19 protein-coding genes and 1 tRNA gene are annotated in these 25,542 nt (G+C 68.6%); 11 read left to right on the forward strand and 9 right to left on the reverse strand.

The window, feature by feature from the left end; translation table 11 throughout:
- Window positions 1-102 precede the first annotated feature (102 nt).
- Entirely contained in the window at window positions 103-4,836 is a 4,734-nt protein-coding gene (locus tag G9473_RS12330) for an NAD-glutamate dehydrogenase domain-containing protein (protein ID WP_291133629.1), read from the forward strand.
- Between the two features lie 52 nt (window positions 4,837-4,888).
- Complete coding sequence (locus tag G9473_RS12335) at window positions 4,889-6,154, forward strand: FAD-dependent oxidoreductase (protein WP_291133630.1); 1,266 nt, start codon at window positions 4,889-4,891, stop codon at window positions 6,152-6,154.
- Here the strand turns inward: G9473_RS12335 and queG are convergent.
- Window positions 6,138-7,211 (reverse strand): tRNA epoxyqueuosine(34) reductase QueG, encoded by a 1,074-nt coding sequence (gene queG, locus G9473_RS12340; protein WP_291133631.1) that lies wholly within the window; start codon window positions 7,209-7,211, stop codon window positions 6,138-6,140. The two genes, G9473_RS12335 and queG, sit on opposite strands and share 17 nt — an antisense overlap.
- Window positions 7,212-7,263: 52 nt before the next feature.
- Here queG and G9473_RS12345 point away from each other — a divergent pair, with 52 nt between their 5' ends.
- The 4 genes from G9473_RS12345 (at window position 7,264) to msrB (ending at window position 11,599) form a co-directional block, all read left to right on the forward strand.
- Complete coding sequence (locus G9473_RS12345) at window positions 7,264-8,265, forward strand: ABC transporter ATP-binding protein (protein ID WP_291138440.1); 1,002 nt, start codon at window positions 7,264-7,266, stop codon at window positions 8,263-8,265.
- Window positions 8,262-9,545 carry an ABC transporter permease gene (locus G9473_RS12350; RefSeq protein WP_291133632.1) on the forward strand — a complete coding sequence of 428 codons (1,284 nt, stop codon included), beginning with the start codon at window positions 8,262-8,264 and terminating at the stop codon, window positions 9,543-9,545. The genes G9473_RS12345 and G9473_RS12350 overlap by 4 nt, the downstream gene beginning before the upstream one ends.
- Window positions 9,546-9,664: 119 nt before the next feature.
- Window positions 9,665-10,999, forward strand: coding sequence for a cytochrome P450 (locus G9473_RS12355; protein WP_291133633.1), 1,335 nt, complete (start codon window positions 9,665-9,667; stop codon window positions 10,997-10,999).
- A 99-nt stretch (window positions 11,000-11,098) separates the two neighbouring features.
- Window positions 11,099-11,599 carry a peptide-methionine (R)-S-oxide reductase MsrB gene (msrB, locus tag G9473_RS12360; RefSeq protein WP_291133634.1) on the forward strand — a complete coding sequence of 167 codons (501 nt, stop codon included), beginning with the start codon at window positions 11,099-11,101 and terminating at the stop codon, window positions 11,597-11,599.
- Here the strand turns inward: msrB and G9473_RS12365 are convergent.
- The 5 genes from G9473_RS12365 to G9473_RS12385 all read right to left on the reverse strand — a co-directional run bounded on the left by G9473_RS12365 (window position 11,565) and on the right by G9473_RS12385 (window position 16,739).
- Window positions 11,565-13,379 (reverse strand): hypothetical protein, encoded by a 1,815-nt coding sequence (locus G9473_RS12365; RefSeq protein ID WP_291133635.1) that lies wholly within the window; start codon window positions 13,377-13,379, stop codon window positions 11,565-11,567. The two genes, msrB and G9473_RS12365, sit on opposite strands and share 35 nt — an antisense overlap.
- 1 nt (window position 13,380) lies before the next feature.
- On the reverse strand, window positions 13,381-13,818 hold the full coding sequence (locus G9473_RS12370; protein WP_291133636.1) for a GtrA family protein: 438 nt from the start codon (window positions 13,816-13,818) through the stop codon (window positions 13,381-13,383).
- A complete protein-coding gene (locus tag G9473_RS12375) occupies window positions 13,818-15,437 on the reverse strand; it encodes an NAD(P)/FAD-dependent oxidoreductase (protein ID WP_291133637.1) in 1,620 nt (539 codons plus the stop codon). The genes G9473_RS12370 and G9473_RS12375 overlap by 1 nt, the downstream gene beginning before the upstream one ends.
- Window positions 15,438-15,595: 158 nt before the next feature.
- A complete protein-coding gene (locus tag G9473_RS12380) occupies window positions 15,596-16,321 on the reverse strand; it encodes a PilZ domain-containing protein (RefSeq protein ID WP_291133638.1) in 726 nt (241 codons plus the stop codon).
- 335 nt (window positions 16,322-16,656) lie between these two features.
- Window positions 16,657-16,739 (reverse strand) — tRNA-Leu (locus G9473_RS12385).
- A gap of 257 nt (window positions 16,740-16,996) precedes the next feature.
- On the opposite strand from G9473_RS12385, the gene G9473_RS12390 reads away from it, so the two are divergent.
- Window positions 16,997-18,679, forward strand: coding sequence for a cation:proton antiporter (locus G9473_RS12390; protein WP_291133639.1), 1,683 nt, complete (start codon window positions 16,997-16,999; stop codon window positions 18,677-18,679).
- A gap of 4 nt (window positions 18,680-18,683) precedes the next feature.
- On the opposite strand, the gene G9473_RS12395 is transcribed toward G9473_RS12390, so the two are convergent.
- The gene (locus G9473_RS12395) at window positions 18,684-18,965 is read right to left on the reverse strand and encodes an integration host factor subunit beta (RefSeq protein ID WP_291133640.1); all 282 of its coding nucleotides are present in this window, start codon (window positions 18,963-18,965) and stop codon (window positions 18,684-18,686) included.
- A gap of 194 nt (window positions 18,966-19,159) precedes the next feature.
- Window positions 19,160-19,498, reverse strand: coding sequence for a GntR family transcriptional regulator (locus G9473_RS12400; RefSeq protein ID WP_291133641.1), 339 nt, complete (start codon window positions 19,496-19,498; stop codon window positions 19,160-19,162).
- A gap of 259 nt (window positions 19,499-19,757) precedes the next feature.
- Here G9473_RS12400 and G9473_RS12405 point away from each other — a divergent pair, with 259 nt between their 5' ends.
- The 4 genes from G9473_RS12405 (at window position 19,758) to G9473_RS12420 (ending at window position 25,031) form a co-directional block, all read left to right on the forward strand.
- Window positions 19,758-21,353, forward strand: a complete 1,596-nt coding sequence (locus tag G9473_RS12405) for a peptide MFS transporter (protein WP_291133642.1) — start codon at window positions 19,758-19,760, stop codon at window positions 21,351-21,353.
- 141 nt (window positions 21,354-21,494) lie between these two features.
- Window positions 21,495-22,919 (forward strand): amidohydrolase, encoded by a 1,425-nt coding sequence (locus G9473_RS12410; protein ID WP_291133643.1) that lies wholly within the window; start codon window positions 21,495-21,497, stop codon window positions 22,917-22,919.
- Complete coding sequence (locus tag G9473_RS12415; RefSeq protein ID WP_291133644.1) at window positions 22,916-24,295, forward strand: amidohydrolase family protein; 1,380 nt, start codon at window positions 22,916-22,918, stop codon at window positions 24,293-24,295. Before G9473_RS12410 ends, G9473_RS12415 begins: the two co-directional genes overlap by 4 nt.
- Window positions 24,296-24,353: 58 nt before the next feature.
- Window positions 24,354-25,031: an NnrU family protein gene (locus tag G9473_RS12420; protein WP_291133645.1), complete on the forward strand. Its 678-nt coding sequence runs from the start codon at window positions 24,354-24,356 to the stop codon at window positions 25,029-25,031.
- A gap of 4 nt (window positions 25,032-25,035) precedes the next feature.
- Here G9473_RS12420 and G9473_RS12425 read toward each other — a convergent pair whose 3' ends face one another.
- Window positions 25,036-25,542, reverse strand: coding sequence for a hypothetical protein (locus G9473_RS12425; protein WP_291133646.1), 507 nt, complete (start codon window positions 25,540-25,542; stop codon window positions 25,036-25,038).

Genomic DNA, 25,542 nt, shown 5'->3' on the forward strand with positions numbered 1-25,542 from the left:
TGTATCGGCGCGGCACGATAAAAACAGTCCGGCATAATAATATTGCGCCGCAACATGAGCCCCGCGGGCGCGCCCGGACCACGCGTGCAGGAGCAGCTGACAGTGGCCAATTCCCCCGCCGGAGCCGACCCCCAGATTTCATCGGACCTCGCAAACCTGCTGGCCGAGCGGCTCGGCGCGGCGATCCTGCCGGGCGACACGCCGCTGGAAGGCGAGGAACTGGCCGAGGCCGCCGCCTTCCTGCTCGAAACCGCCGCCCACCGCGAGCCCGAGCGCGCGGCGATGGCGATCGAATCCGCCACCAATGGCCGCCGCCGGCTGCGCATCGCGCTGGTCAACGACGATATGCCTTTCCTCGTCGATTCGATCGCCGCCACCCTGACCGCGCAGGGCGTGAGCATCGACCGGCTGGTGCATCCGGTCATCCCGGTCACGCGCGATGCCTCGGGCGATCTCACCGGGCTGGGCGGCGCGGAGACGGGGCGGAAGGAAAGTTTCGTCTATATCGAGACACCGCGGGTCGATGCGCGCCACCGCCGCGACCTCCTCGCCGAACTGCGCCGCACGCTCGGCGACGTGCGCGCCGCGGTGACGGACTGGGGCGCGATGCAGGACGCGATGCGCGCCGATGCGGAAAGGATCGCGAGCGGCGAAAGCGGCAGCGGCCCCGCGCACGAGGAAGCGATCGACCTGCTCCACTGGCTCAACCAGGGGATGCTGACCCAGCTCGGCCACCTCCGCAGGAACCGCGACGGGAGCGAGGCCGACGCGCTCGGCATCTGCCGGGCGAGTGCGCGCGAGATCCTCGCCGATGCCTCCTACGAACGCGCCTTCGACTGGTTCGATGAGGGCGACCGCGAGGGCGAGCCGCGCTCGCTGCTCGTCATCAAGGCCAACCGCCTGTCCACCGTCCACCGCCGCGTCCCGCTCGACCTGTTCATCGTCCCGCACCGGGTCGATGGAAGGACCGAGGCGCTCTCGATCCACGCGGGCGTGTGGACCAGCGCCGCGCTCGCCTCGCCGCCGCAGGAGGTGCCGATCCTGCGCGCCGCGCTCACGCGATTGACCGGCGAGCTCGGCTTCGATGCGAAGGGCCATGCCGGAAAGTCGCTGGTCCACGCCTTCACCACCCTGCCGCACGACCTGCTGGTCGCCTTCCGCCACGAGGAGATCGCCCGGCTCGCGACCGCGATGATGAGCCTGATGGACCGCCCGCGTCCGCGGCTGGTGCTGGTTCCCTCGCCGCTCGCCCGCCACGTCTTCGCCTTCGTCTGGCTGCCGCGCGACACGATCTCGACCGATGTGCGGATGCGCATCCAGGCGCTGCTGACGCAGGAGCCGGGGACCGCGCTGCTCGACTGGAGCCTCGAGATCGAAGGCAGCGACCTGGCCCTTTTGCAATTCCTGCTCGACACCCGCGCGAGCCGGGCCGCGCCCGATGCCGCCGCGATCGAGGCCAATCTCGAAGACCTCCTGCGCGGCTGGGGCGAGGCGGTCGAGACGCATCTCGCCGACGAGGAACCGGGCCGCGCGACCGCCATCGCGGCGCGCTATGCCCCCGCCTTCCCGCCCGGCTATCGCAGCGACTACGGCCCGGCCGAAGCCGCGCGCGACATCGCCCGCCTGCGCGCGCTCGCCGCCGCCGACCGCGAGGACGCCCCGCCACAGCGCGACGTGCGCCTCTACCGGCTGGAGACGGACCTGCCCGGCTCGCTGCGCCTCAAGATCTACTACACGCGCGGCCTGCTTGCCCTGTCGGACGCGGTTCCGGCGCTGGAGAATTTCGGCTTTCGCGTGGTGACCGAGATCCCGACCATGCTGGCGGGCGGCGCATTGGGCACGATCCACGATTTCACGCTCGACCTGCCCGAAGGCACGGACGCGGCGGACCTGCTCGCGCGGTGCGAGGCGATCGAGACGGCGATTGCCGAGGTCCTGAACGGCGGCGCGGAGGACGATGCGTTCAACCGGCTCGTGATGGGCACGGCGCTGTCCGCGCGCGAGGCGAACTGGCTGCGCGCGATCTATCGCTACCTGCGCCAGACCGGGATGGGCTTCACCATCTACACCGTGGTCGATGCGCTCGAAGCCGCGCCGGACGTGACGCGCGCGATGATCGACCTCTTCCTCGCCCGGCACGATCCCGATTTCGAAGGGGACCGCGAGGCGGCCTGCAAGGCCGCCGAGCGCGCCTTCACCGCCGGCCTCGTCAAGGTCGCCGCGATCAACGACGACCGACTGCTCAGGCTCTACCGCGCGGTGGTGGATGCGTGCCTCAGGACCAACGCCTTCGCTCCGGCGGCCGAAGAGGCGCTCGCCTTCAAGATCGATTCGGCGCGTGTTCCGAACCTGCCCAAGCCACTGCCGTGGCGCGAGGTGTTCGTCTATTCGCGCCGGGTCGAAGGCATCCACCTGCGCTCCGGCCCCGTCGCGCGCGGGGGGCTGCGCTGGTCCGACCGGCGCGACGACTTCCGCACCGAGATCCTCGGGCTGATGAAGGCGCAGAAGGTCAAGAACGCCGTGATCGTTCCCACGGGGGCGAAGGGCGGGTTCTATCCCAAGCAATTGCCCTCGCCCGCGACCGACCGCGAAGGCTGGGCGGCCGAGGGGCAGGCGAGCTACGAAATCTTCATCCGCACGCTGCTGTCGATCACCGACAATATCGAGGACGGCGACGTGGTCCATCCGGCCGAGGTCGTCATCACCGACGGGGACGATCCCTATTTCGTCGTCGCCGCGGACAAGGGCACGGCGCGCTTTTCCGACGTCGCCAACTCCATCGCGCAGGGGCGCGATTTCTGGCTCGACGACGCCTTCGCGAGCGGAGGGTCGAACGGCTACGACCACAAGGCGATGGGCATCACCGCGCGCGGGGGCTGGGTTTCGGTCCAGCGGCACTTCCTCGAAATGGGGATCGACGTTCAGACCGAAAGCGTGCGCGTCGCGGGCTGCGGCGATATGTCGGGCGACGTGTTCGGCAACGGGATGCTGCTGTCGAAGGCGATTCTGCTGGTCGCCGCCTTCGACCACCGCCACATCTTCCTCGATCCCGATCCCGACCCGGCGGCAAGCTGGGCCGAGCGCAAGCGTTTGTTCGACCTGCCGCGCTCGAGCTGGGACGATTATGACAAGGCGCTGATTTCCAGGGGCGGCGGGGTGTTCTCGCGCGACACCAAGCGGATCGAACTCTCGGACGAGGTGCGCGAAATGCTCGGGCTGGACGAAGCCGAGATCGAGCCCGACGCGCTCATTTCCGCGATCCTCAAGGCCGAGGTCGATCTCATCTGGTTCGGCGGGATCGGAACCTACATCAAGGCCGAACACGAAAACCACATCACCGTCGGCGACCCGGCCAACGACGCGCTGCGGGTCGACGGGCGCGAGGTGCGCGCCAAGGTCATCGGCGAGGGCGCCAATCTCGGCGTGACGCAGGCCGGGCGGATCGAATACGCGCTCGACGGAGCGGGCGGGGCGGGCGGCCGCATCAACACCGACTTCATCGACAATTCCGCCGGGGTCGACTGCTCGGACAACGAGGTCAACATCAAGATCGCGCTCGCCGCGGCGATGAAATCGGGCCGCCTCACGCGCGAGGAGCGCAACGGCCTGCTGGTCGAAATGACCGAGGATGTCGCCGCCATCGTGCTCGAGGACAACCGGCTGCAGGCGCTCGCCCTGTCGGTCGCCGAGGCGGCGGGGCCGGGCCAGACCGCCTCCTACGTCCGCCTGATCGAACGATTGGAGGAGATCGGCGATTTCGACCGCCGCACCCAGGGCCTCGCCGACAGCGAGACGCTGGTGCGCCGCGCCAGCGACGGGCAGGGCCTCACCCGCCCCGAACTCGCCGTGCTCCTGTCCTCGACCAAGCTCGCGCTGCAGGACGCGATCGAGGCGAGCGACCTGCCCGACGATCCCGCGCTCGAAGACACGCTCATCGCCATGTTCCCGCGCGCGATGCAGGAGCGTTTCGCCGACGAAATCCGCAGCCATCGCCTGCGCCGCGAGTTGATCGCGACCGAGATCGCCAACCGCATGGTCAACCGGCTCGGCCTGCTCGTCGCCTTCGAACTGGCCGAGGAAGAGGGCGCATCGCTCGCCGCGATCGCCAAGGCTTTCGTCGCGGTCGATGCGCTGTTCGATTGCAGCGCGCTGTGGGACCGTCTCGACACCGCCGACGTGACCGAAGCGACGCGGCTCAAGCTGTTCGACCGCACCGCCCATGCCCTGCGCGCGCAGATGGCGGACCTGCTGCGCGCGGGCGCGGCGCGCCAGGCGGCGAGCGCGCTGGCGGCGGAGCTCGAACCCGGCATCCGCGAATTGACCGGGGCGACCGGCACGGTGCTCGTGGGGGAAGCGCGCCAGCGCGCCGACCGAATGCGCGGCGAGCTCGAAGCGGCGGGCGTGCCCGAAGACCTCGCCACCGCGGTCGTCCACCTGTTCGCGATGGACGGCGCGGTCGGCCTTGCCCGCCTTGCGCGTGCGACCGAGATGCCGGTGCTGGGTCTGACCGAGGCGTTCACATCGCTCGGGATGCGTCTCGGGCTCGACTGGGCGCAGGGCAGCGCCGCGCTGATGGAGCCGTCCGACGTGTGGGAGCGGCTGCTGGTGGCGGGCCTCGCGCGCGACTTCCAGCAGATGCGGCTCGATTTCCTGCGCCGCCTCGTGCGCCGCAAGGGCGGGGACATCGCCGCCGCGGTCGATGCCTGGGCGCAGGAGAACCAGGCCGCGATCCGCCGCTTCCGCTCGGTGGTCGAACGCGCGCAGGCGCATCCGCCCGTCTCCCCCGCCATCCTCGCCCAGATCGCGAGCCAGGCGCGCAACCTGCTCGGCCCCTAGGCGCGCCGCGCAAGGCTTGACGCGGAGGCCCATTTCGGGAACGCATCGCGCCATGGACGGAGAGGAAAAGACGCCGACGAGCGTCCCCAAGAGCGCCGACGTGGTGATCGTCGGCACCGGGCATGGCGGCGCGCAGGCCGCGATCGCGCTGCGCCAGCAGGGCCACGAAGGCTCGATCCTGATGATCGGGCGCGACAGCTCGCCCCCTTACGAACGCCCCCCGCTGTCGAAGGAATACCTCGCCGGGGACAAGCCGTTCGAGCGGATCATGATCCGCCCGGAGAAGTTCTGGGCCGACAAGGGCATCGACCTCGCGCTCGGGCGCGGGGTGTCGGCGATCGACCCGATGCGGCACGAGGTGACGCTCTCGGACGGGACGAAAATCGGCTATCGCAAGCTGATCTGGTCGGGCGGCGGCGATCCGCGCCGCCTGCCGTGCCCCGGCGCCGGGCTGAGAGGCGTGTTCTACATCCGCGACAAGCGCGATGCCGACGCGATGATGGACGCGCTTGCTGACGGACCCAGGAAGGCTGTCGTGATCGGCGGCGGCTATATCGGGCTCGAAGCGGCCGCCGTGCTGCGCAAGCTCGGCTGCGAGGTCACGCTGGTCGAGATGCAGAAGCGCCTGCTCGCGCGGGTGGCGGGCGAGGAGCTGTCGCGCTTCTATGCCGAGGAACACCGGCGGCAGGGCGTCGACGTGCGGCTCGAGGCCGGGGTCGAGGAAATCCTCGGCGAGGACGAGGGCCGCGTCACCGGCGTGCGGCTTGCGGGCGGCGAGGAAATATCCTGCGACATGGTGGTGGTCGGCGTCGGCATCGTGCCCGCGGTCGCCCCGCTGATCGCGGCAGGCGCGGCGGGCTCCAACGGAGTGGACGTTGATTTCTGCTGCCGCACGACGCTCGATGACATCTATGCCATCGGCGACTGCGCCGCTCACGCCAACCCCTTCGCGGACAGCGCGGTGATCCGATTGGAATCGGTCCAGAACGCGCACGACATGGCGAACACGGTCGCGCGCGCGATCATGGGGGAGAAAGAGCCCTACAACGCGCTGCCGTGGTTCTGGTCGAACCAGTACGATCTCAAACTGCAGACCGCCGGCCTCAGCCTCGGCTATGACGAGACCGTGCTGCGCGGCGACCCGGCGACGCGCAAGTTCACCGTGGTCTATCTGAAGGAGGGCAAGCCCATCGCCTTCGACTGCGTCAACACGATGAAGGACTATGTGCAGGGGCGCAAACTGCTCGAACGCGGGGTCGAGAAGGTCGACCGCGACCTGCTGGCGGACCCCGAGGTGCCGCTCAAGGAGCTGATGTAAGCCTCTCGAGCGCCCAGCGCGCGGCGTCCGCCACGACCGGGTCGGGATCGTCGGCCAGCGCCTCGCACGGCCCGACCAGCGCCGCATCGCCGCTGTTCCCTGCGGCGTAAAGGCAGTTCCGCACGAAGCGGTCGCGCCCGATCCGCTTGATCGGCGAACCCGAAAACAGCGCCCGGAATCCCGCATCGTCCAATGCCAGCAATTCGGCAAGGCGCGGGGCGACGAGTTCGGGGCGGGGGAGGAAGTCCTGCATCGCGGCGGCCCGCGAAGCGAACTTGTTCCACGGACACACCGCAAGGCAATCGTCGCAGCCGTAGATGCGGTTGCCGAGCCCTGCGCGCAGGTCTTCGGGAACCGGCCCCTTGTGCTCGATCGTGAGGTAGGAAATGCAGCGCCGCGCATCGAGGCGGTAGGGCGCGGGGAAGGCGTCGGTCGGGCACACGTCGAGACAGGCACGGCACGAGCCGCAGGAATCGCGATGCGGCTCGGCCGGGGCGAGGTCCAAAGTCGTGTAGATCGCGCCGAGGAACAGCCAACTGCCGTGTTCGCGGCTGACGAGGTTCGTATGCTTGCCCTGCCAGCCGATCCCCGCCGCTTCGCCCAGCGGCTTTTCCATCACCGGCGCTGTGTCGACGAAGACCTTGACCTGCGCCCCCGGCTGCTCGGCCACCAGCCAGCGGGCGAGCGCCTTCAGCCGCTTCTTGACGACGTCGTGATAGTCCTTGCCCTGTGCATAGACCGAGATGCGCGCGTGGTCGCCCACCTCCTCCAGCGCGAAGGGATCGTGCGCGGGCGCGTAGCTCATGCCCAATGCGATGACGCTGCGCGCTGCGGCCCACAGCCCCTGCGGCGAGCGGCGGTGGGCAAGGCGCGTCTCCATCCATTCCATCGAGCCATGGTGGCCCTCGCCCAGCCATTGCTCGAGCCGCTCGGCCCTCACCGGGTCCTCCGCCGCGCTGGCGATACCACAGGCGACGAAGCCGAGTTCGCGCGCCTTTCGGGCGATGCGGTCCTCCAGCGAAGCCTCCCCGGATATGCCTGACGGCGCATTAACCATGTTTGGGGTCACTCCCGTTTAGTCTCGCGCGTTAACCGTCTCCCCCATGGATATGGCGGTAGGCGAACTGAAGGCGGCGGGCAAATACGCCGCGCAGGGCAAGGAGCGCCCGCTCGCGATCGAGGCGCGCGGGTTGGTCAAGAGCTTCGACGGAACGCGCGCGGTCGACGGGGTGGACCTCGCCGTGCCCGAAGGCGCGATCTACGGCGTGCTCGGCCCCAATGGCGCGGGCAAGACGACGACGCTCAGGATGCTGCTCGGCATCATCGACCCCGACGAAGGCGTGCGCCGCGTGTTCGGGCACGACCGCCCGCACGACATCGGCCGGCTGATCGGCTACCTTCCCGAAGAGCGCGGGCTTTATCCGGCGATGAAAGCGGTCGAGGCGATCGCCTTCATGGGCGCGCTGCGCGGGCTCCCGCTCGCCGAGGGGCGCAGGCGGGCGGTGGAGCTGCTCGAACGCCACGACCTCACCCACGCCGCGGGCCGCACGATCCGCCAGCTGTCGAAAGGCATGGCGCAGACGGTGCAATTGCTCGGCACCTTGGTGCACCGCCCGCGTCTCGTCGTGCTGGACGAGCCGTTTTCGGGCCTCGACGCGATCAACCAGGGCAAGCTCGAAGTGCTGATCCGCAGCCTTGCCGACGACGGGGTGACGGTGATCTTCTCCACCCACGTCATCCACCACGCAGAGCGCCTGTGCGAAGGCGTCGCGATCATCGCCGGGGGCAAGGTCCCCTATGCCGGCAGCGTCGAGGCCGCGCGCGATCGCATCCCGGCGCAGGTCCGGCTCGAAACCCGCGCCCGCGAAGGGCGCTGGATGGAGGCGCTCCCGCCCGAGACGCGGCGGGTGGGCGATTTCTTCCACTTCCCGCTGCCCGAAAGCGGCATCGAGCCCCTGCTGCGCCGCCTGATCGAAGGCGAGGCGGGCATTCTCTCGCTCTCGATCGAGCGCGCCGGGCTGCACGATGCCTTCGTGAGCATCGCGGGCGAGGCCGCCGCGCGGCAATTGGAAGCCGACAATGATATGGCCGGGGAGGGAGCCGCGCGATGAACCCCGACATGAACGCGAAATCGCGCCTTTCCAGCCTCGAAGCCGCCTGGGTCATCGCCCGGCGCGATTTTCTGGCGGTGCTGTTCAGCCGCGCCTTCCTGTTCTTCCTTCTCGGCCCGCTCTTCCCGGTGATCGTCGGCGGGCTTGCGGGCAGCATCGGCAGCACGGTCCAGCGCGAGGCGGTGAGCACCGAGATCGGGCTTGCCATGAGCGAGGCCGACAACGCCGCGATGATCGCCGCGCGCGATACGCTGCGCCCGCAATTGGGGCGCGCGCTGCCCGCTTTCGCCGAGGTTCCCGAAGCGCGCGAGGCGGGGTTCGACCCGCAGGCTTTCCTCGAAGCGCGGCGCGCGAACTACGCCGCGATCCTTGCCGGGACGCCGGACGCGCCGCGCCTCGTCGGGACCGAGGCGCAGGTGGCGCGCTGGCAGGGGCCGGTCGGCCTCATCGCCGCTAGCGCCACCGGGGCCGCGCCCGCCGCCTTCCCCGAGGTGCGGACCGAATTCGTCGCCACCAGCGGCGCGTCCGAGCGGTCCAACCGGATTCGCACCGCGCAGGCCGCGCAGATGCTCCTCTTCCTCCTCACCATGCTGCTCGCAGGCATGGTGCTGTCGAATCTCGTCGAGGAAAAGGCGAACAAGATCATCGAGATCCTCGCCGCCGCGATCCCGATGGACGCGGTCTTCATGGGCAAGCTCTTCGCCATGCTCGGCGTGTCCTTCGTCGGGATTTCGGTGTGGGGCATGGTCGGCTGGGGCCTGTGGAGCCTCGGCGGCGATGCCGTCACCGCCGCGATGGGGAGCGACCCCTCGGACCTGCCCGCCCCAGCGGTCGGCTGGACGCTGTTCGTCGTGCTGGGCGTCGCCTATTTCGCGATGGCCTACCTCCTTCTGGGCGCGCTTTTCCTGACCATCGGCGCGATGGCGAACACGGTGCGCGAGGTGCAGACGCTGTCCATGCCGGTCACCATGATGCAGCTGATGGTGTTCTTCCTCGCCGCCTACACGATCACCCAGCCCGGCTCCGCGCTCGAACGCGCCGCGATTCTCTTCCCGCTCTCCTCGCCCTTCGCCATGCTGGCGCGCGCCGCGCTCGACGAGACGCTGTGGACTCACGCCGCCGCGCTCGCGTGGCAGGGGCTTGCCGTGCTGGCGCTGGTCAGGGGCGGGTCGATCCTGTTTCGCAAGCGGGTGATGAAATCGGGCGGAGCGGGCCGCGAAAAGCGCCGCCGCCTGTTCGCGCGGCGCGCCCCGGAACCCGCCGCCGAGCCCGCCGAATAGGTAGCGGATCGAAACTCACTATTGACACCGCTGTAAGTTAAGGCAGGATGTCACGCGGACGGGAGCGGATTCCCTCAAGATGCGATAACGCACGGCCGCTCCCACGAGGAGAGAGAGCCATGGCCACCATCGCCCCCCAACGCCCGCAAGTGCGCCGCTCGCCGACCGCCTACGAGGCGCTGAAAGAGCACTACGCCCAGCATCCCGACGAGCGCCTGTCCCACCCGCACAAGTGGGACGTGTCGCGCTCCGACATCTATTTCGAGGACCGCTGGCAGCCGATCTTCAAGGAAATGCAGGACGCAGGGCCGCTGCACTACATCCCCGAAAGCCCCTATGGCCCCTATTGGGCCGTGGTCGATCACAAGGCGATCCAGCACATCGAAGCCCTGCCCGAAACCTTCTCCTCGAGCTGGGAATACGGCGGCATCACCATCCTCGAGAGGCCGAGCGACGAGGAACTGGCCGAACGGGGGCAGGAGCGGCGCGAGCTGCCGATGTTCATCGCGATGGACCGCCCGCAGCACACCGGCCAGCGCCGCACGGTCGCGCCGAAATTCACCCCCACCGCCATGTCCGACATGGAAGGCGAGATTCGCCGCCGGACGGGCGAACTGCTCGACACCCTGCCGCGCGGCGAGGTGTTCGACTGGGTCGATAAAGTCTCGATCGAGCTGACCACCGGAATGCTCGCGATCCTGTTCGGCTTCCCCTGGGAGGACCGCCGCCTGCTCACCTTCTGGTCCGACTGGTCGGGCGACACCGAGCTTGCGACCGTGCGCGACCTCGACGAATTCCGCTGGGGCATCCTGCAGGAGATGGCGGCCTATTTCCAGTCGCTCTGGATCGAGCGCACGCAGGACCCTTCGGGCGACGATCTCATCTCGATGATGATCCGGTCGGAATCGATGAACCAGATGCGGCCCGAGGAATTCATGGGCAATCTCGTGCTGCTGATCGTCGGCGGGAACGACACCACCCGCAACACGATGAGCGGCATCGTCCATGCGTTCGACCAGTTCCCCGACCAGCGCAAGCTGTTCGAGGAGCAGCCCGAACTCATTCCCAACGCGGTGCAGGAATGCCTGCGCTACATCACCCCGCTCGCGCATATGCGCCGCACCTGCACCGAGGACACCGAGGTCTTCGGCCAGATGGTGAAGAAGGGCGACAAGGTCGTGCTGTGGTATCTCGGCGCGAACCGCGACGAAAAGGTGTTCGAGAATCCGCACAAGCTCGACATCCAGCGCGAGAACGCGCGGCGGCACATCGCTTTCGGCTACGGCATCCACCGCTGCGTGGGCGCGCGGCTGGCCGAACTGCAGCTGCGCGTGCTGCTCGAAGAGATGCACAAGCGCCGGATGCGGGTCCATGTCGCGGGCGATGTGGAACGCGTCCGGGCGAATTTCGTCCACGGCTTCCGCAAGCTCGAGGTCGAGATCACCGAGTTCTGAGCGCGGCCCTTTACGGGAGGGTCACGGGTCCGGTCATGCAACCTTAAGGCGCGCTGCGGCGTAATTGCGAGCGAACGCCGCAGTCACCATATGGATGCCATGACCAAAGCCCCCTCCCGCCGCTCCTTCGTCCTCGCCGCCTCCGCCGGTGTCGCAGCGCTGCCCTTGCTGGGCGCCTGCGGCTCCGGCCCGGCGAGCGCACGCGAGAACTTCCCCGTCTCGAAGACCGAGGCCCAGTGGCGCAAGCAATTGACGAAAAGCGAATACGCGGTCCTGCGCGAAGCGGCGACCGAGCGGCCCTACACCTCGCCCCTGAACGAGGAGAAGCGCAAGGGAACCTTCGTGTGCGCGGGCTGCGGCAACGCGCTCTATTCCTCGGCGCACAAATACGACAGCGGCACGGGCTGGCCGAGCTTCTGGAAGGCGATCGACAAAGGCGCGGTGGGGACCAGCACCGATTACAAGATCGGCTATCCGAGGACCGAGGTGCACTGCGCCGACTGCGGCGGGCATCTCGGGCACATCTTCGGCGACGGGCCGCCCCCGACGGGCAAGCGGCATTGCATCAACGGGGTTGCGCTGGACTTCCGGCCGGCCTGACGCGCCACAGCCTGAGCGATGTCCCCTCGGGCAGCGCGACCGGTTCGAGCCAGTCGGGCACGTCGCCCGAAAGCAGCTTCGCCATGAAACCGCCGGGCGCGTCATGCGCGTAATTGCGCGGCTCGTTGAGGCCGGGGCACAGCGCGACATAGGCCGTCCCGCGCGCGGCGAAGCTCGCGCGCGCCTCCTCCTCGCTGCCGAGCGCGGCGGCGATCACCACGCGGATCGCTTCGTGGCCGCGGTGGTGCGGGGTGGCGACGACGGTGTGGCGGCTTTCGAGCAGGAGCGCGGGCGCGATGTCGAGCGGGGCGTAGATCTCGCCATTGGGCAGCGCGGCGAGCGCCTCGCGCGCGGCGGCGATGTCGCAATCGGACTGGCGCAGCGATCCGGCCAGCGGGGCCGCGCCGCCGCGCGCCGCCTGTGCGGGCATGACGGGGCCGAGCAGGGTCAGCGGAAAGGTCGGGACCAGCGCCAGCGCGATGCCGGCCATCGCCGCCATGCGCCTCGGCGCGCTTTGCATCCGCCGCGCGGCGCGCAACCACTGGCCGACCTGCCAGGCGAGCGGCGGCGCGGCGAGCGCGCAGGCGACCGCCCCGGCGCGCGCGACGAACACCGCGACCAGCAGCGCAGCGGCGAGGATAAGCGCGTAATCGCTCCAGAACCGCCGCAGCCAGTCGGCCGACTGCCGCGACAGGCGCATCGCCGCCATCAGGCCGAGCAGCGGCGCGACGACGAAGGGCAGCGCGTCGACGAGGCTCTGGTGCCACACCGGGCGGCCCTCGTTCACATGATCGAGCCAGTGGCGCGCCACCAGCGGGTCGATTGCGGCGAAACCCCCGCCGCTCGCGCATTGCGGGGCGACGGTGAGGACGAGAGCGAGCGCGCCGCCCGCGGCGAGCGCGAATCCGGCGAGCACCAGCGCGAGAGGCGCGGGCTCGGTCCGGGCGAGCAGGGTGAGGACCAGCGCGCCCCAGCCGAAGATCGCGAGATGGAGCGGGCCGATCGCGTCGCAATACACGGCAAGGTCGCCCAGCCCCCGCGTCGCGGCGAACAGCGCGGCGCTGACCAGCGCGAGCGACTGGATCGCACCCACCAGCCATTGCCGCTGCGACCGGTCCCTCAGCCAGCGCAGCGCGAGCACGGCGAAGATCGCGGCGGCGAGCGGGAGCCCCTCGACCGATATGGAAAGCCATGTCGCCAGCGCCGCGCCGAGGCCGAACGCGCCGAGCCGGTCGGACCGCGCCATCAGCGCACCCGCCGCCCACAGCGCGCAGACGACCTGCCAGCCGTGGTGGTCGATGCGCAGCGGCGAAAGCTGGAACAGGAGCGGCACCGACAGCGCCATCAGCAGCGAGGTGAGCATCGTCTCCTCGTCGCCCAGCAGCCGATGTGCGATCCGCGCGGCGAGCAGCATGGCGCAAAACAGGGTGACGAGCGGCACGATCACCAGCGCCGCCCCTTCCGCCGCGCCCGCGCCGAGGATCGGCGAAAGCAGCGCGATGACGAGCAGCAGCGGGATGTCGACCAGCCGCGACCAGTGCATCGCGATGCCGCCTCCCGGCGCATCGACCCGGTGCTGGACGAGGTCGAACCAGCCCTGCCCCGCGAGCACGTCGCGCACCTGCACCAGCCGCATCGCGTCGTCGGGGTCGGGGAATTGCCGCGCGCCGATCGCCTGCCAGTTGACCGCGAGGACCACCGCCGCGACGATCAGCCACGCAAGCGCGACCCGGATCAGCAGGTCGGCGGGAAAGGCTCCCGGGCGGCGCTCGACCAGCATTTCACGCCCCCTCGCCCGCTGCCGGAGCGGGGCGGAAGACGATCCGGCTGCGCACCAGCCACGTCGCCATGAAACTCACCCCGATCGCCACCAGCTTGGCCGCGCGCGGGTCCGCCCCGGCGCGCTCGCCGAGGCCGACGATGGCGGTGGTCAGCGCAAGGCCGAGCAGGGCGGAAATCACGAACAGCGCCTTCTGCCGGGTCCGCGCAAGGCCGCTTTCGGCGACCGATCCGTGGAACACCGCGCGGCTCGACATCAGCCAGTGCGCGACGATGCCGAGCGAATAGCCCGCCGCCGAGGCAGGCGCCGCCGCGCTCCCCGCCGACAGCAGCGCGAGGAACGCGCCCATGTCGACCGCCAGCGCGCCGACGCTCGCGAGCAGGTAGCGCACGAAGCGCGCATCGCGCAGCCGGACAAGGAGGCGGGCGGCGAGGTCCATCAGGCGCGCCTGCGCACGTCCTCGCCAGCAGGCTCGGGCTTCACCCGTTCGGGCACGCCGCGCAGGGACGTGAGCGCTGCGACCTGATCCTCGCTCAAGGGCTTCGTATCCGCCGCCTCGCGCGCGGGCAGGCCGGTATCGGCGCCCTCGTCGCCCGCTTCGTGATATTCGGCGTCCTCGTTGACGCACCACGTATCATAGACGCGCTTGCCGGCGAGGATGTTCTCGACCGTCAGCATCGCGGTCATCATCGCGTGGTCCTGGTTGTTGTAGCGGTGCATCCCGTTGCGCCCGACGAGGTGCAGCGTGGGGTGCTTTTCCTCGAGTTCGCGGCGCATCGCATCGACATTGGCGGCGTAGTCCTCGTCATAGACGGGATAAGCCTTTTCCTGCCGCACCACCGCGCCGCCGCGCACCTTGGCCGGGTCGACGAGGCCGAGGATGGCCATTTCCTTCTTCGCCAGTTTGACGAGATCCTCGTCCGAAGAGGTCCACAGCCCGTCGCCCTCGAAGCAGAAATATTCGAGCCCGACGCAGGCGACGTTTTCGTCCGGCACCATTTCGGGCGACCACGACCGGAAGTTCTGGACGCGCCCGACCTGCACCTTGGAATCGTGGATGTAGATCCAGTTGTCGGGGAAGAGATCCTCGCTGTCGATCATCAGCGCCACGGTGAGAAAATCGCGATAACGCAGCTTGCTCGCCTGCAGCGTGCTTTCCGGCAGCGGGTGGAGCCGCTTCGCCAGTTCGCGCATCGGGGCGGAGCTGATGACGTCCTTCGCGCGGATCTGCGCCGTGCCGGTCTTCGAGCGCGCGGTCATCGTCCACCCCGCGCCATCGCTGGCAAGCCGTTCGAGCGCATGGCCCATCAGCAGCTCGCCGCGCCCGCTGGCAAGGATATGATCGCGCGCCGCGTCCCACATCATGCCCGGGCCGAGCCGCGGGTAGCGGAAGGTCTCGAGCAGGGTCTTCGCCTGTTTCCCGCTGCCGTCGTTGGGCCGCTTGTTGAGGCCGAGGCTGCGCTTCAGCCCGTCGACCACCGCGCCCCACAGCGACAGCCCCTTGATCCGCTGCGCCGCCCAGTCCGCGCTCATTTCGTCGCAGGGCATCCCCCACACCTTCTCGGTGTAGGTCTTGAAGAAGATCGAATAGAGGCGCTTTCCGAACTGGTTGGTGGTCCAGTCCTCGAAGCTCTTCACCTCGCGGATCGGGAACAGCTTGTAGCGCAGGTAGCTCACCATGCAGGCGGTCGAGCGCAGCAGGCCGAGGTTCGACAGCGCCTCGAAGGCGCGCAAGGGATAGGAGTAGAACTTGCCCTCGTAATAGATCCGGCTCATGCGCGGGCGCTGGATGAAGTCGTTGGGCAGGATCTCGTTCCACAGGTCGACGACGGCCTGCGATTTCGAGAAGAAGCGGTGCCCGCCGATGTCGAAACGGTAGCCGTCGTGCTCGACCGTGCGGCTGATGCCGCCGACGTAATGCTCGTCCTGTTCGATGATCGCGACCGACTTGCCCTGTTTCGTCAGGAGATAGCCCGCGGTGAGCCCCGCCGGGCCCGCGCCGATGATGGCGACATCGACGTCGATGATCCCCGAACCCGCGACAGCACGCTCACTCATTCCAGCCCCCGTTCATGCGTTTCGCCCGGGCTGGGCGCGGTCTGCGCGCTGCCGGGCGGGTCGATGCCGGGAGTGAAGGAAATTGGTTAGCGAGCGGTAAACGGCTGCGCTTTACGGCGGAAAAATTGTCGCAGGGCCAGGGGTATCCGCTTAATCGCTCACTCGTGGAGCAGGCCCGGGTCCTGCAATTGCGCCGCCAGCCGGGCGAAATCGCCGAGCGTGAAGGTGTCGTCGAACACGACGCCGTATTGCCTGTCGCGCCGCCAGCGGACCTTGGCGCGGACTTCCTTGCGTGTGCCGGTGAGGTCGGCGCCCTCGATCCGCAGCGACTGGTCGATCGCGAACAGCCCGTCGCATTCGAAGCGCGCGCCCTGCTGCGAGACGTTCTCGACCACGCCCTCGCATTGCTGGGTCAGGGTTTTCACGGTGATCGGGAAGACGAGGTCAAGCCTGATGCCGCGCTTGGGATACATCCCGGCCTCGTTGATGAGGCGGGCGACATCGACCGGGCGGGTGAATTCGAAACCGGCCTCGTTCTCGCGCTGCCAGACATCGCGCATTTCGTAGGCTTCCCCGCCGGGCATATGAAGTTCGTATGGCCCGCCCGAAGGCAGGCGGTGGAACAGGCGCACGCTGACCCCGGTTTCGGAAACGTCGCGGATGACGCAGACGAATTCGCCTTTGGCGCAGACGAGCTTGGCGGCGCGGATCAGCAGGGTGAAGCGCGGCGCGGCGCGCATTTCATCAGCGGCCCGCGCGTCCCCGGCCCCTTCGCCGGGCCTGCCGGAATCGGGCGCATCGGTATCGGGCGTGCCATCGCCGGCCGTCTCGGAGCCGGAAAGGGCCTCGTCTCGGGGCCAAGGATTGCTCGCTGCCTGGTCCATAAGTCGTGCCCTGCCGGTGCGAGCGCGCTGTGGCGACGCGACCGGTTCGAATGATCCCCGCAAGTTCGTGGGTCGGGATTAGGGCAGCGCCGGTTAAGAGCGAGATAACGCTGAACCGGGTACTGGCGCGGTGGAGGGTGCGGATAGGAAGGGCGACCGGACGCCATCGGACCGACTGGGTTGCGGGATATGTGCAGCGCCCCGCCCTCAAGCAGCGAAGCGGTAGGGCGGCAAAGACCACCCTCAAGCAGCGGTTGCGAAGCACAGCCGAAGGCTGAACCGGTAGGGCAAAAAACAACGCCCTCAAGCAGCGGAGCGGTAGGGCTGAAAAAGCGTGCGGGTGGCGGGACTCGAACCCGCACGAGCCAAAGCTCAGGGGATTTTAAGTCCCCGGCGTCTACCATTCCGCCACACCCGCGCAGGAGTGGCGATAACGCCCGGCGCGCGGGCAGGCAACTCGCACGCCGAACGCTTGCCTTGCGCCGCGCCAAGGGCCAAGGTCGCTGCGGTGCAGCAAAGCGGCGGGCGGACTCCCCGCCCTCGAACAACGGAGCGGTAGGGCGACGAACCCGCCCTCAAGTAGCGGAGCGATAGGGCAGACAAAAACGCCCTCAAGTAGCGGAGCGGTAGGGCAACAAACACGCCCTCAAGCAGCGGAGCGGTAGGGCAGAGAATATGCCGGGCGACACAGTTCACGACGCGCATTCGGTGGTGGCGACGATCCAGCCGGCGATCGCGCTGATCGGGCTCGGCATCGGCGCGGCGCTCGTCTCGCGCGCGGTGCGATTGAATCCGATCGTCGGCTATATCGCGCTGGGCCTCGTCATCGGCGCACTCGGCTATCGCGAGGCGTTCGGCGGGCCGGTCGTCGCGGCCATGGCCGAGGCGGGGATCATGTTCCTGCTATTCAATCTCGGCCTGCATTTCTCGCTCGGGCGGATCCGCGAGGAAGCGGCCAACATCTTCGGCTTCGGCAGCCTGCAGATGCTGGTGGCGGGCGGGGCCTTCATCGCGATCTTCCTCGCGATGGGCTTGGCCGTGGAGTTCGCGGTGATCGGGGGCTTTGCCATGGGCCTGTCCTCGACCGCGGTGGTGATCGGGCTGGTGCGCGAGCGCGGGCAGGAGGATTGCCCGGTGGGGCGGGCCTCGCAGTCGATCCTGATCTTCCAGGACATCGCCGCGATCCTGCTGCTGATCGCCGCGGGCGCTCTGGGAAGCGGCGGGGCGGTGCTGCCTGCGCTGGGCCTTGCGGGCGTCAAGGCGCTTGCCGCCTTCGGTATCGCGGTGCTGTTCGCGCGCCACCTGACCGAGCCGCTGTTCCGCCTGATCGGGCGGCTGGGGTCGAGCGAGGTGTTCACCGCGACCGCGCTGTTCCTCGCGCTCGCGGCGGGCTGGGCGGCGGGGGTTTCGGGCCTGTCGCTGACGCTTGGCGCTTTCCTTGGCGGGATGGCGGTGGCGGATTCGCCGTGGCGGATGATGGTGCAGGCCGAGATCGAGGCGTTTCGCGGGCTGTTCCTGAGTTTCTTCTTCATCTCGGTCGGGCTGATGATCGATCCCGCCGTTCTGGCGGCGAACTGGGCGCTGGTGCTCGCGGCGCCGGCGGGGCTGGTGGCGGTGAAATGCGCGTTCAATGTCCTTGCCGGGCTTGCCAACCGCTGGTCGGTGCCGGGCTCGGTGCAACTCGGTTTCCTGCTCGGCCAGGGAAGCGAATTCGCGCTCGTCCTGTTCGCGGTTCCCGCCGTCGCCGGGCTGGTCGAGGAGCGGATGATCGCGGTCCTCATCACCGCCATCGCGATCAGCCTCGCGCTCACGCCCGCCATTTCGGCGCTGGGCCGCAGGCTGGCGGGCAAGCTGCGCACCGGGCCGCCCGATGCGAAGCTCGGCGGGGACGATGCGCCGGTCGTGCTGATCGGGCTGACCCCGGCGGGGCGCGCGGTCGCGGACGCGCTGGGGCAGGAGGGGATCGGCTATCTCGCGGTCGAGGCCGACCACGACCGTTTCGAGCTGGCGCGGGCCGACGGGTACCGTGTCCAGCACGTCAACCCGACCGACCCAAGGAGCTGGGAAGCGCTCGGCATGGGGCGGCGCGCGATGGTGGTGGTGGCGAGCGGCAACGTCGCTGCCTCGCGCGCGCTCACCCCGCTGGTGCAGGAACGCTTTCCGGGGATCACGCGCGTGATCGCGCTGCCGGACGCGGCCATGCTGGACGAATTCGCCGCGCTCGGCATGGTCCCGGTCGAGACATCGGGCGAGGACGGCGCGGAGCGGCTGGTCGAAGCGGTCTTTAAAGGGCTCGGTCGGGAGCGGCGGCACACGGCGAGCGCAGCGGACGAGCCCGCCGCACCGCTGGCGGCCTGACGCCTCATCCGCCGTTGAGGCGTTTCCGGATTTCCTTGCCCGCCTTGAAATAGGGCACGCGCTTGGCCGGAACCTCGACCGTTTCGCCGGTGCGCGGGTTGCGCCCGGTGCGGGCCTGCCTTTCGCGCGTCGAAAAGGCGCCGAAGCCGCGCAGTTCGACCCGCCCGCCTTCGGCAAGGCGCTGGGCGATCTCGTCGAAGAAGATGTCGACCACCTGTTCGACCTCTTCGGCGCGCAGTTCGGGATTGTCCTTGTGAAGTGCCTGCAGCAATTCGGATCTGATCATTTTCGGCCTCCCGGCGACAGCACGGCGACAATTCGCGCTGCCCCGATGGCGGGTGCCCCCCGCTTTTTCCCCTTTGCCGCCCTGACCCGACGGGCGATGTCGAAGCCGGGAGATTGCCAGAGGATCGCGCCTCCCGCAAGCGAGTGCGGCGCCAAAATGGGCGGAATTTCAGCGATCGTGCCGTTTGTGAACGTTCACCCGCGCTCTAGCAGTTCGCCGACGTCGAGCCCGAGCCGGTCCATCCGTTCGCGCAGGTCCGGCCATTCCTCTTCGAGGAAACGCTCGCGCTCGGCCCGGCGCAGGCGTTCGGCGGCGCCTTTGACGACATACATCCCGACCCCGCGCTGGACCTCGACGAGGCCGTCGTTCTGGAACTGCTGGTAGGCTTTCGCCACGGTAAGCGGGTTCGCCCCCTGCTCGGCGGCGAGCGCGCGGACCGAAGGCAGCATCGCGCCTTCGGGATAGTCGCCTTCGATGATGGCGGCCGCGATTCTGTCGCGCAGCTTCAGGTAGACCGGGCGGGCCTGGCTCATGATACGTGTCCCTTGCACCCGCCCCGAGCGGATGCGAGGTGCATCAGTGCCATAATACAGCCATGCGCGTCAAGGCGGGCTCGTGACCGGCGTATGACACGCCTCAGGCGAGGTTCAGGCGGGGCTTGCGAACACGGCCCGCCGCACAACTGTAATCGAGGCTTCACATGGCGGTCTTTGCCGCTAGTGTGCGCGCCTTTCGGGGCGCGCCGCGTGAGAGGGTCGCGCTTCACGGGGATCAATTCGAAAAGGTTTCTTCATGGCTACCCAAGCACTGCCGGACGGGGACAGCGCAGGCACCATCCTTGGCCATCCCAAGGGTCTGTTCGTCCTGTTCTTCGCCGAGATGTGGGAACGCTTCTCCTATTACGGGATGCGTGCCCTCCTCATCTTCTATCTGACCAAGCACTGGTTGTTTTCCGACAGCGAAGCGGGTGTCATCTACGGCGCCTACACGGCGCTGGTCTACATCACCCCGGTGGTCGGCGGCTATCTCGCCGACAAGTATCTCGGGCAGAGGAAGGCCGTGCTGTTCGGCGCGATCCTGCTGACGCTCGGGCACTTCTTCATGGCCTTCGAAGGCGAGCCCGCCGCGGGCAATGAAGGCAACCCGATCATCTATATCTTCTGGCTGGCGCTGGCGCTGATCATCGTCGGCTCGGGCTTCCTCAAGGCCAATATCTCGGTGATCGTCGGCCAGCTCTACCCGCGCACCGACATCCGCCGCGACCCGGCCTACACGATCTTCTACATGGGGATTAACATCGGCGCGTTCTTCGGGTCGATCCTGTGCGGCTATATCGGCGAAACCTATGGCTGGGCTTACGGTTTCGGCCTTGCCGGGATCGGGATGCTGCTCGGCCTCGTCGTGTTCGCCTGGGGCACGCCGCTGCTGCTTGGCCGGGGCGAGCCTCCCAAGCCGCTCGCCAAGGGGACCGAATGGGGGATGTATGCCGCGGGCATCGCGCTCGTCGGCATCTGCTGGCTGGCGATCCAGTTCCAGAGCCTCGTCGGCTATGTCCTCGGCGGCTTCGGCGGCGCGCTGGTGCTTTATGTCCTTTTCACGGCGGTGGTGAAGCTGCCGAGCGAGGAGCGCGACCGGATCTTCGCGGCGATGTTCCTCATTCTGACCTCGATCATCTTCTGGGCGCTCTTCGAGCAGGCGGGCTCTTCGCTCAACCTGTTCACCGACCGCCATGTCGATCGCACGCTGTTCGGCATTGAAGTTCCGGCCTCGGTGTTCCAGTCGGTCAATGCAGGCTTCATCTTCCTGCTCGCGCCGGTGTTCGCCGCGACATGGACCGCGCTCGGTCGCCGCAACATGGAACCTTCCACGCCATTCAAATTCGGACTTGGCGTGATCCAGGTCGGCCTCGGCTTCCTCGTCCTCGTGTTCGGCGCGCAGTCGGTCGGGGTCGATGCGGCGACGCCGGTGATGTTCATCTTCCTGATCTACCTGCTGCACACGACCGGCGAGCTGTGCCTGTCGCCCGTGGGCCTGTCTGCGATGAACCGGCTGGCTCCGGCGCACATGGCCTCGCTCATCATGGGGACGTGGTTCTTCGCTTCGGCGACCGGCAATTTCGCGGCCGGCCTGATCGCGGCGGCGACCGGCGCGGAAGGCGTCGGCGAAGAAGCGGGCAAGCAGGTTGTGCTCGACGTTTACAGCAATGTCGGCTGGGTCGCGGTCGGCGTCGGCGTCGGCGTGATGGTCATCAGCCCGCTGATCAAGAAGCTGATGCATCTCGACACGCTTCAGGACGACAATGTCGGCGACGACCTCGAAGGCCAGCGCGAAGCGGGGCTCGAAGCGCAGGAAGGCGGCATCCGCCCGGCGACGCGTCCGAGCAATTGAGGCGACAAGGCGGGGCCGCGTGCCGGTCCCGCCCGCCGTTCTGTTCGACTTAAGTTACACCCGGCCTGTCCAATGACGTGGACAGGCCGGGTGTCGCGCGTCTAGGCTCCTTCCCTCTCGCGAGAGAAGGGGACTGACTTGATGCGTTTTTCACGATCCGAGCCTGCGCGCCTCGGCCTGATGGCCGGGCTGTGCGGGGCGCTTGCCCTTGCGGGCTGCACCACGACCGGCTCCGCCAATGCCGCTGCCGACCGCAGCGACAGGGCCGAGGCGGGCGATGCCTACGCCGCCAAGACGGAGAGCGAGGCGCCCTTCGCCTCGACCTACGAACCCTATCCCGGCGTTCCCACGGCGCTGGTCGGCGCGGTGGTCTATGACGGCGCAGGCGGGCGGATCGAGAACGGCACTGTCCTTTTCCGCGATGGCAAGGTGGTCGCGGTGGGCGATGCCTCGCTTTCGACCGAAGGCTACCGGGTGATTCCTGCGGGCGGCAAATACGTCACGCCCGGCATCATCGACATCCATTCGCACCTCGGCGACTATCCCAGCCCCTCGGTCGACGCGCATTCCGACGGCAACGAGGCGACCAGCCCCACGACGCCCGACGTCTGGGCGGAACATTCGGTCTGGCCGCAGGACCCCGGCTTCACCCGCGCGCTCGCCAATGGCGGGATCACCGCTCTGCAGATCCTGCCCGGCTCGGCGAACCTGATGGGCGGGCGTTCGGTGACGCTCAAGAACGTGCCCGCGCGCACGGTGCAGGGGATGAAGTTCCCCGGCGCGCCCCACGGCTTCAAGATGGCCTGCGGCGAGAATCCCAAGCGCGTCTACGGCAATCGCGGGCGCAAGCCCTCGACCCGGATGGGCAATTTCGCGGTCAACCGCCAGACCTGGCTCGCGGCGATCGACTACGCCAATTCCGACAATCCCAAGCGCGACCTCGCCAAGGAGACGCTGAAGGGCGTGCTCGACGGGGAGATCCTCGTCCACAACCACTGCTACCGCGCGGACGAGATGGCGCTGGTGATGGATATGGCGAAGGAGATGGGATACCGCGTCACCGCCTTCCACCACGCGGTCGAGGCTTACAAGATCGGCGACCTGCTGCGCGAAAACGACGTGTGCTCCGCGATCTGGGCGGACTGGTACGGCTTCAAGATGGAAGCCTATGACGGCATCCTCGAAAACGCCGCGCTGCTCCAGAACGAAGGCGCCTGCGTGGTCATCCATTCGGACGACGAGAACGACATCCAGCGGTTGAACCAGGAAGCCGCCAAGGCGCAGGCCGCGGGCAAGCGCATGGGCATGGACATTCCCGATGCGACCGTGATCGGCTGGATTACCCTCAACGCCGCCAAGGCGATGGGCATCGCCGACATGACCGGCAGCCTAGAGCCGGGAAAGATGGCCGACGTGGTGCTGTGGAACGGCGATCCGCTCTCGGTCTATTCGCGGCCCGAGAAGGTGTGGGTCGACGGCGCGCTGCTGTTCGACGCGATGGACCCCAAGCGCCGCCCGGTGAGCGATTTCGAGCTCGGCCAGCCCGGTGAAGGAGATGTGAAATGAAGCGCCTCCTGACACTTGCAGCCTCCGCGCTCGCGCTCGCTTCCACTCCCGCGCTGGCGCAGGACGTGGTCGTCACCAATGCGAAGGTCGTGCTCGGCGATGGGTCCGATCCGATCGAGAACGGGACGGTTATCATCGAGGACGGCGAAGTCGTCTTCGCCGGAACGCCGACACCGGGACAGACCTTCGAGACCGACACCGTGATCGACGCGGGCGGAGCATGGGTGACGCCCGGCCTCTTCGCGACCGTCACGACGCTCGGCCTTTGGGACGTGGGCGCGGTGAGCGAATCGAACGACCAGCGCGCCTCGCGCTCTCCGTTCAGCGCGGCGCTCGATGCCGCACCGATCGTGAATCCGAATTCGCAGCACATCCTCGTCCACCGCGCCGCCGGGATCACCCGCGCGGCGACGACGACGCTGCCCTCGGCCTCGATCTTCGCAGGGCAAGGCGCGCTGATCGATCTCGGCGCGGACCCCGAACCCGTCATGCGCCCGCGCGCCTTCCAGATGGTCGACATGGGCGAAGGCGCCGGGCGGATCGCAGGCGGCAGCCGCGCGGCGGCGCACGTGCTGTTCCGCAACGCCCTGCGCGAGGCGCAGTCCTATGGCGAAGCCGCGCGCATACCGGGGCAGAGCGCCTCGCGCCGCGACCTGCGCACCGGGGACGACGTGCCGGTCGACCCGCGCCTTGCCGGACGCGAGACGGACCGGCCGGGCGACGTGCTGCTCACCCGCTTCGATGCAGCAGCACTCGTCCCCGTCGTGCGCGGCGAGCAGAAGCTCTACGTCGCGGTCGAGCGCGCCGCCGACATCCGCGCCGTGCTCGCGCTGAAGGACGAATTCCCCGAGCTCGACATGGTGCTGGTCGGCGCGAGCGAAGGCTGGCTCGCGGCCGAGGACATCGCGCGCGCGGGCGTTCCGGTGATCGCCGATAGCCTCGATGATCTTCCCACCGGCTTCGACCAGCTCGCCGCGACGCAGAGCAATATCGGCCGGATGAAGCGCGCCGGGGTGCAAGTCGCGATCAACGCGGGCGCGATGCAGAACCCGCGCCGCCTGCCGCAGCACGCGGGCAATCTCGTCGCGCTCACCCGGATGCCGGGGGCGACGGGCCTATCGTGGGGCGAGGCGTTCGCCTCGATCAGTTCGGTCCCGGCCGCGATCAGCGGGATGGGCGGGCGCGCGGGCGTGCTCGCGCCGGGCGCGCTGGGCGATCTCGTGTTCTGGGACGGCGACCCGCTCGAGGTGACGAGCGTGCCCACGCGCGTCTTCATCGACGGCGTCGAACAGCCGATGGACAGCCACCAGAGCCGCCTCAAGGAGCGTTACCGCGACCTCGACGAAAGCGACCTGCCCAAGGCGTATGACTGGTAACTGGCGCGGCGCGCAAAGCGGTCTATAGTCCACCCCCCAAGCCTTGAGGGGGTGGATTATGGAACAGGGCCTCGTCGAACTGATCGCCGCGAACGCCGCCTTCGTCGGCACGCATTTCCTGATGTCGCACCCGCTGCGCACGCCGCTGGTGAATATGCTCGGCGCGGGCGGATTTCAGGTCGCCTATTCGATCGTCAGCGCGGCGACGCTTGCCTGGGTCTATTTCGCCTACAAGGCGGCGCCTGTCGGCGACCTGCCCGGCTCGGGCGAGATCGGCTGGATCATCGCCACCGCCCTGACCCTTCCCGCGACCGTGCTGCTGGCGGGTTCGCTGTTCGGCAACCCCGCCCTGCCCGTCCCGGGAGCCGAGGCGCAGGCCCGCGCCGAGCCGAAGGGCGTGTTCCGCGTGACGCGCCACCCGATGATGTGGGGGATCGGCCTGTGGGCGCTCTCGCACATCATCCTCTTCGCCAACTGGCGCAGCGTCATCACCGCGTTTGCCATGGGCCTGCTCGCGCTGGTCGGGGCGAAATTGCAGGACGCGAAGAAGGAGGGCCTGATGGGCGAGGCGTGGAAGGCATGGGAGGCGAAGACCAGCTACGCCCCGCGCCTTGGCAAGCTCGCCTCGGCGGGCGCGCTGGCGTGGGGGCTGGGGATCGTCCTGTTCCTCGGCCTGTCGTGGCTGCATATCCGCGCGGGCGGGATCCCGGCGGGGGTCTGGCGCTGGGTCTATTAAAGGGTCAGGGCCGCGGCGCGGGGTCGGGCAGCCAGCCCATCCACAAGGCGAAACCGCCGATCACGATCAGCGCGACGAAGGCATAGGACACCCAGTCGAGCACTCTCTCCATTATCGGTGCTTTCGGCTCGGGCCCGCGGCGAATACTGATCGGGCGCGCGGGCCTGCGACGCTCGTCGAAATGGCGCACGACCAGTCGCTCGGCCTTCGCCAGCGGCTGCGCCTCCTCCTCCTCGCCGAGCCGCACCGTGCCCGCATCGACATCGACATGAACGGCAAGGCCATAAGCGCCATCGGGCCAGCGGCGGACGAACAGGGTGAAGCGCCCCGGCTCCTCGTGCCATTCGACCGAGGCATCGAAGCTTTCGTCCTGCAGTTCGAAAACCGTCCGGCGCGCCGCGAGATCGCGCACGCGCGGGGTTTCGCGCCACTGCGAATGAAGCCCCTCGCTGAGCCAGTATTCGACCTCGAAGCGCCCGTCGGGCGAAGTCTCGGTCCGCGTGCCGCTCAC

Origin of the sequence: Erythrobacter sp., from assembly GCF_011765465.1 — a bacterium.
Lineage (GTDB): Bacteria > Pseudomonadota > Alphaproteobacteria > Sphingomonadales > Sphingomonadaceae > Erythrobacter.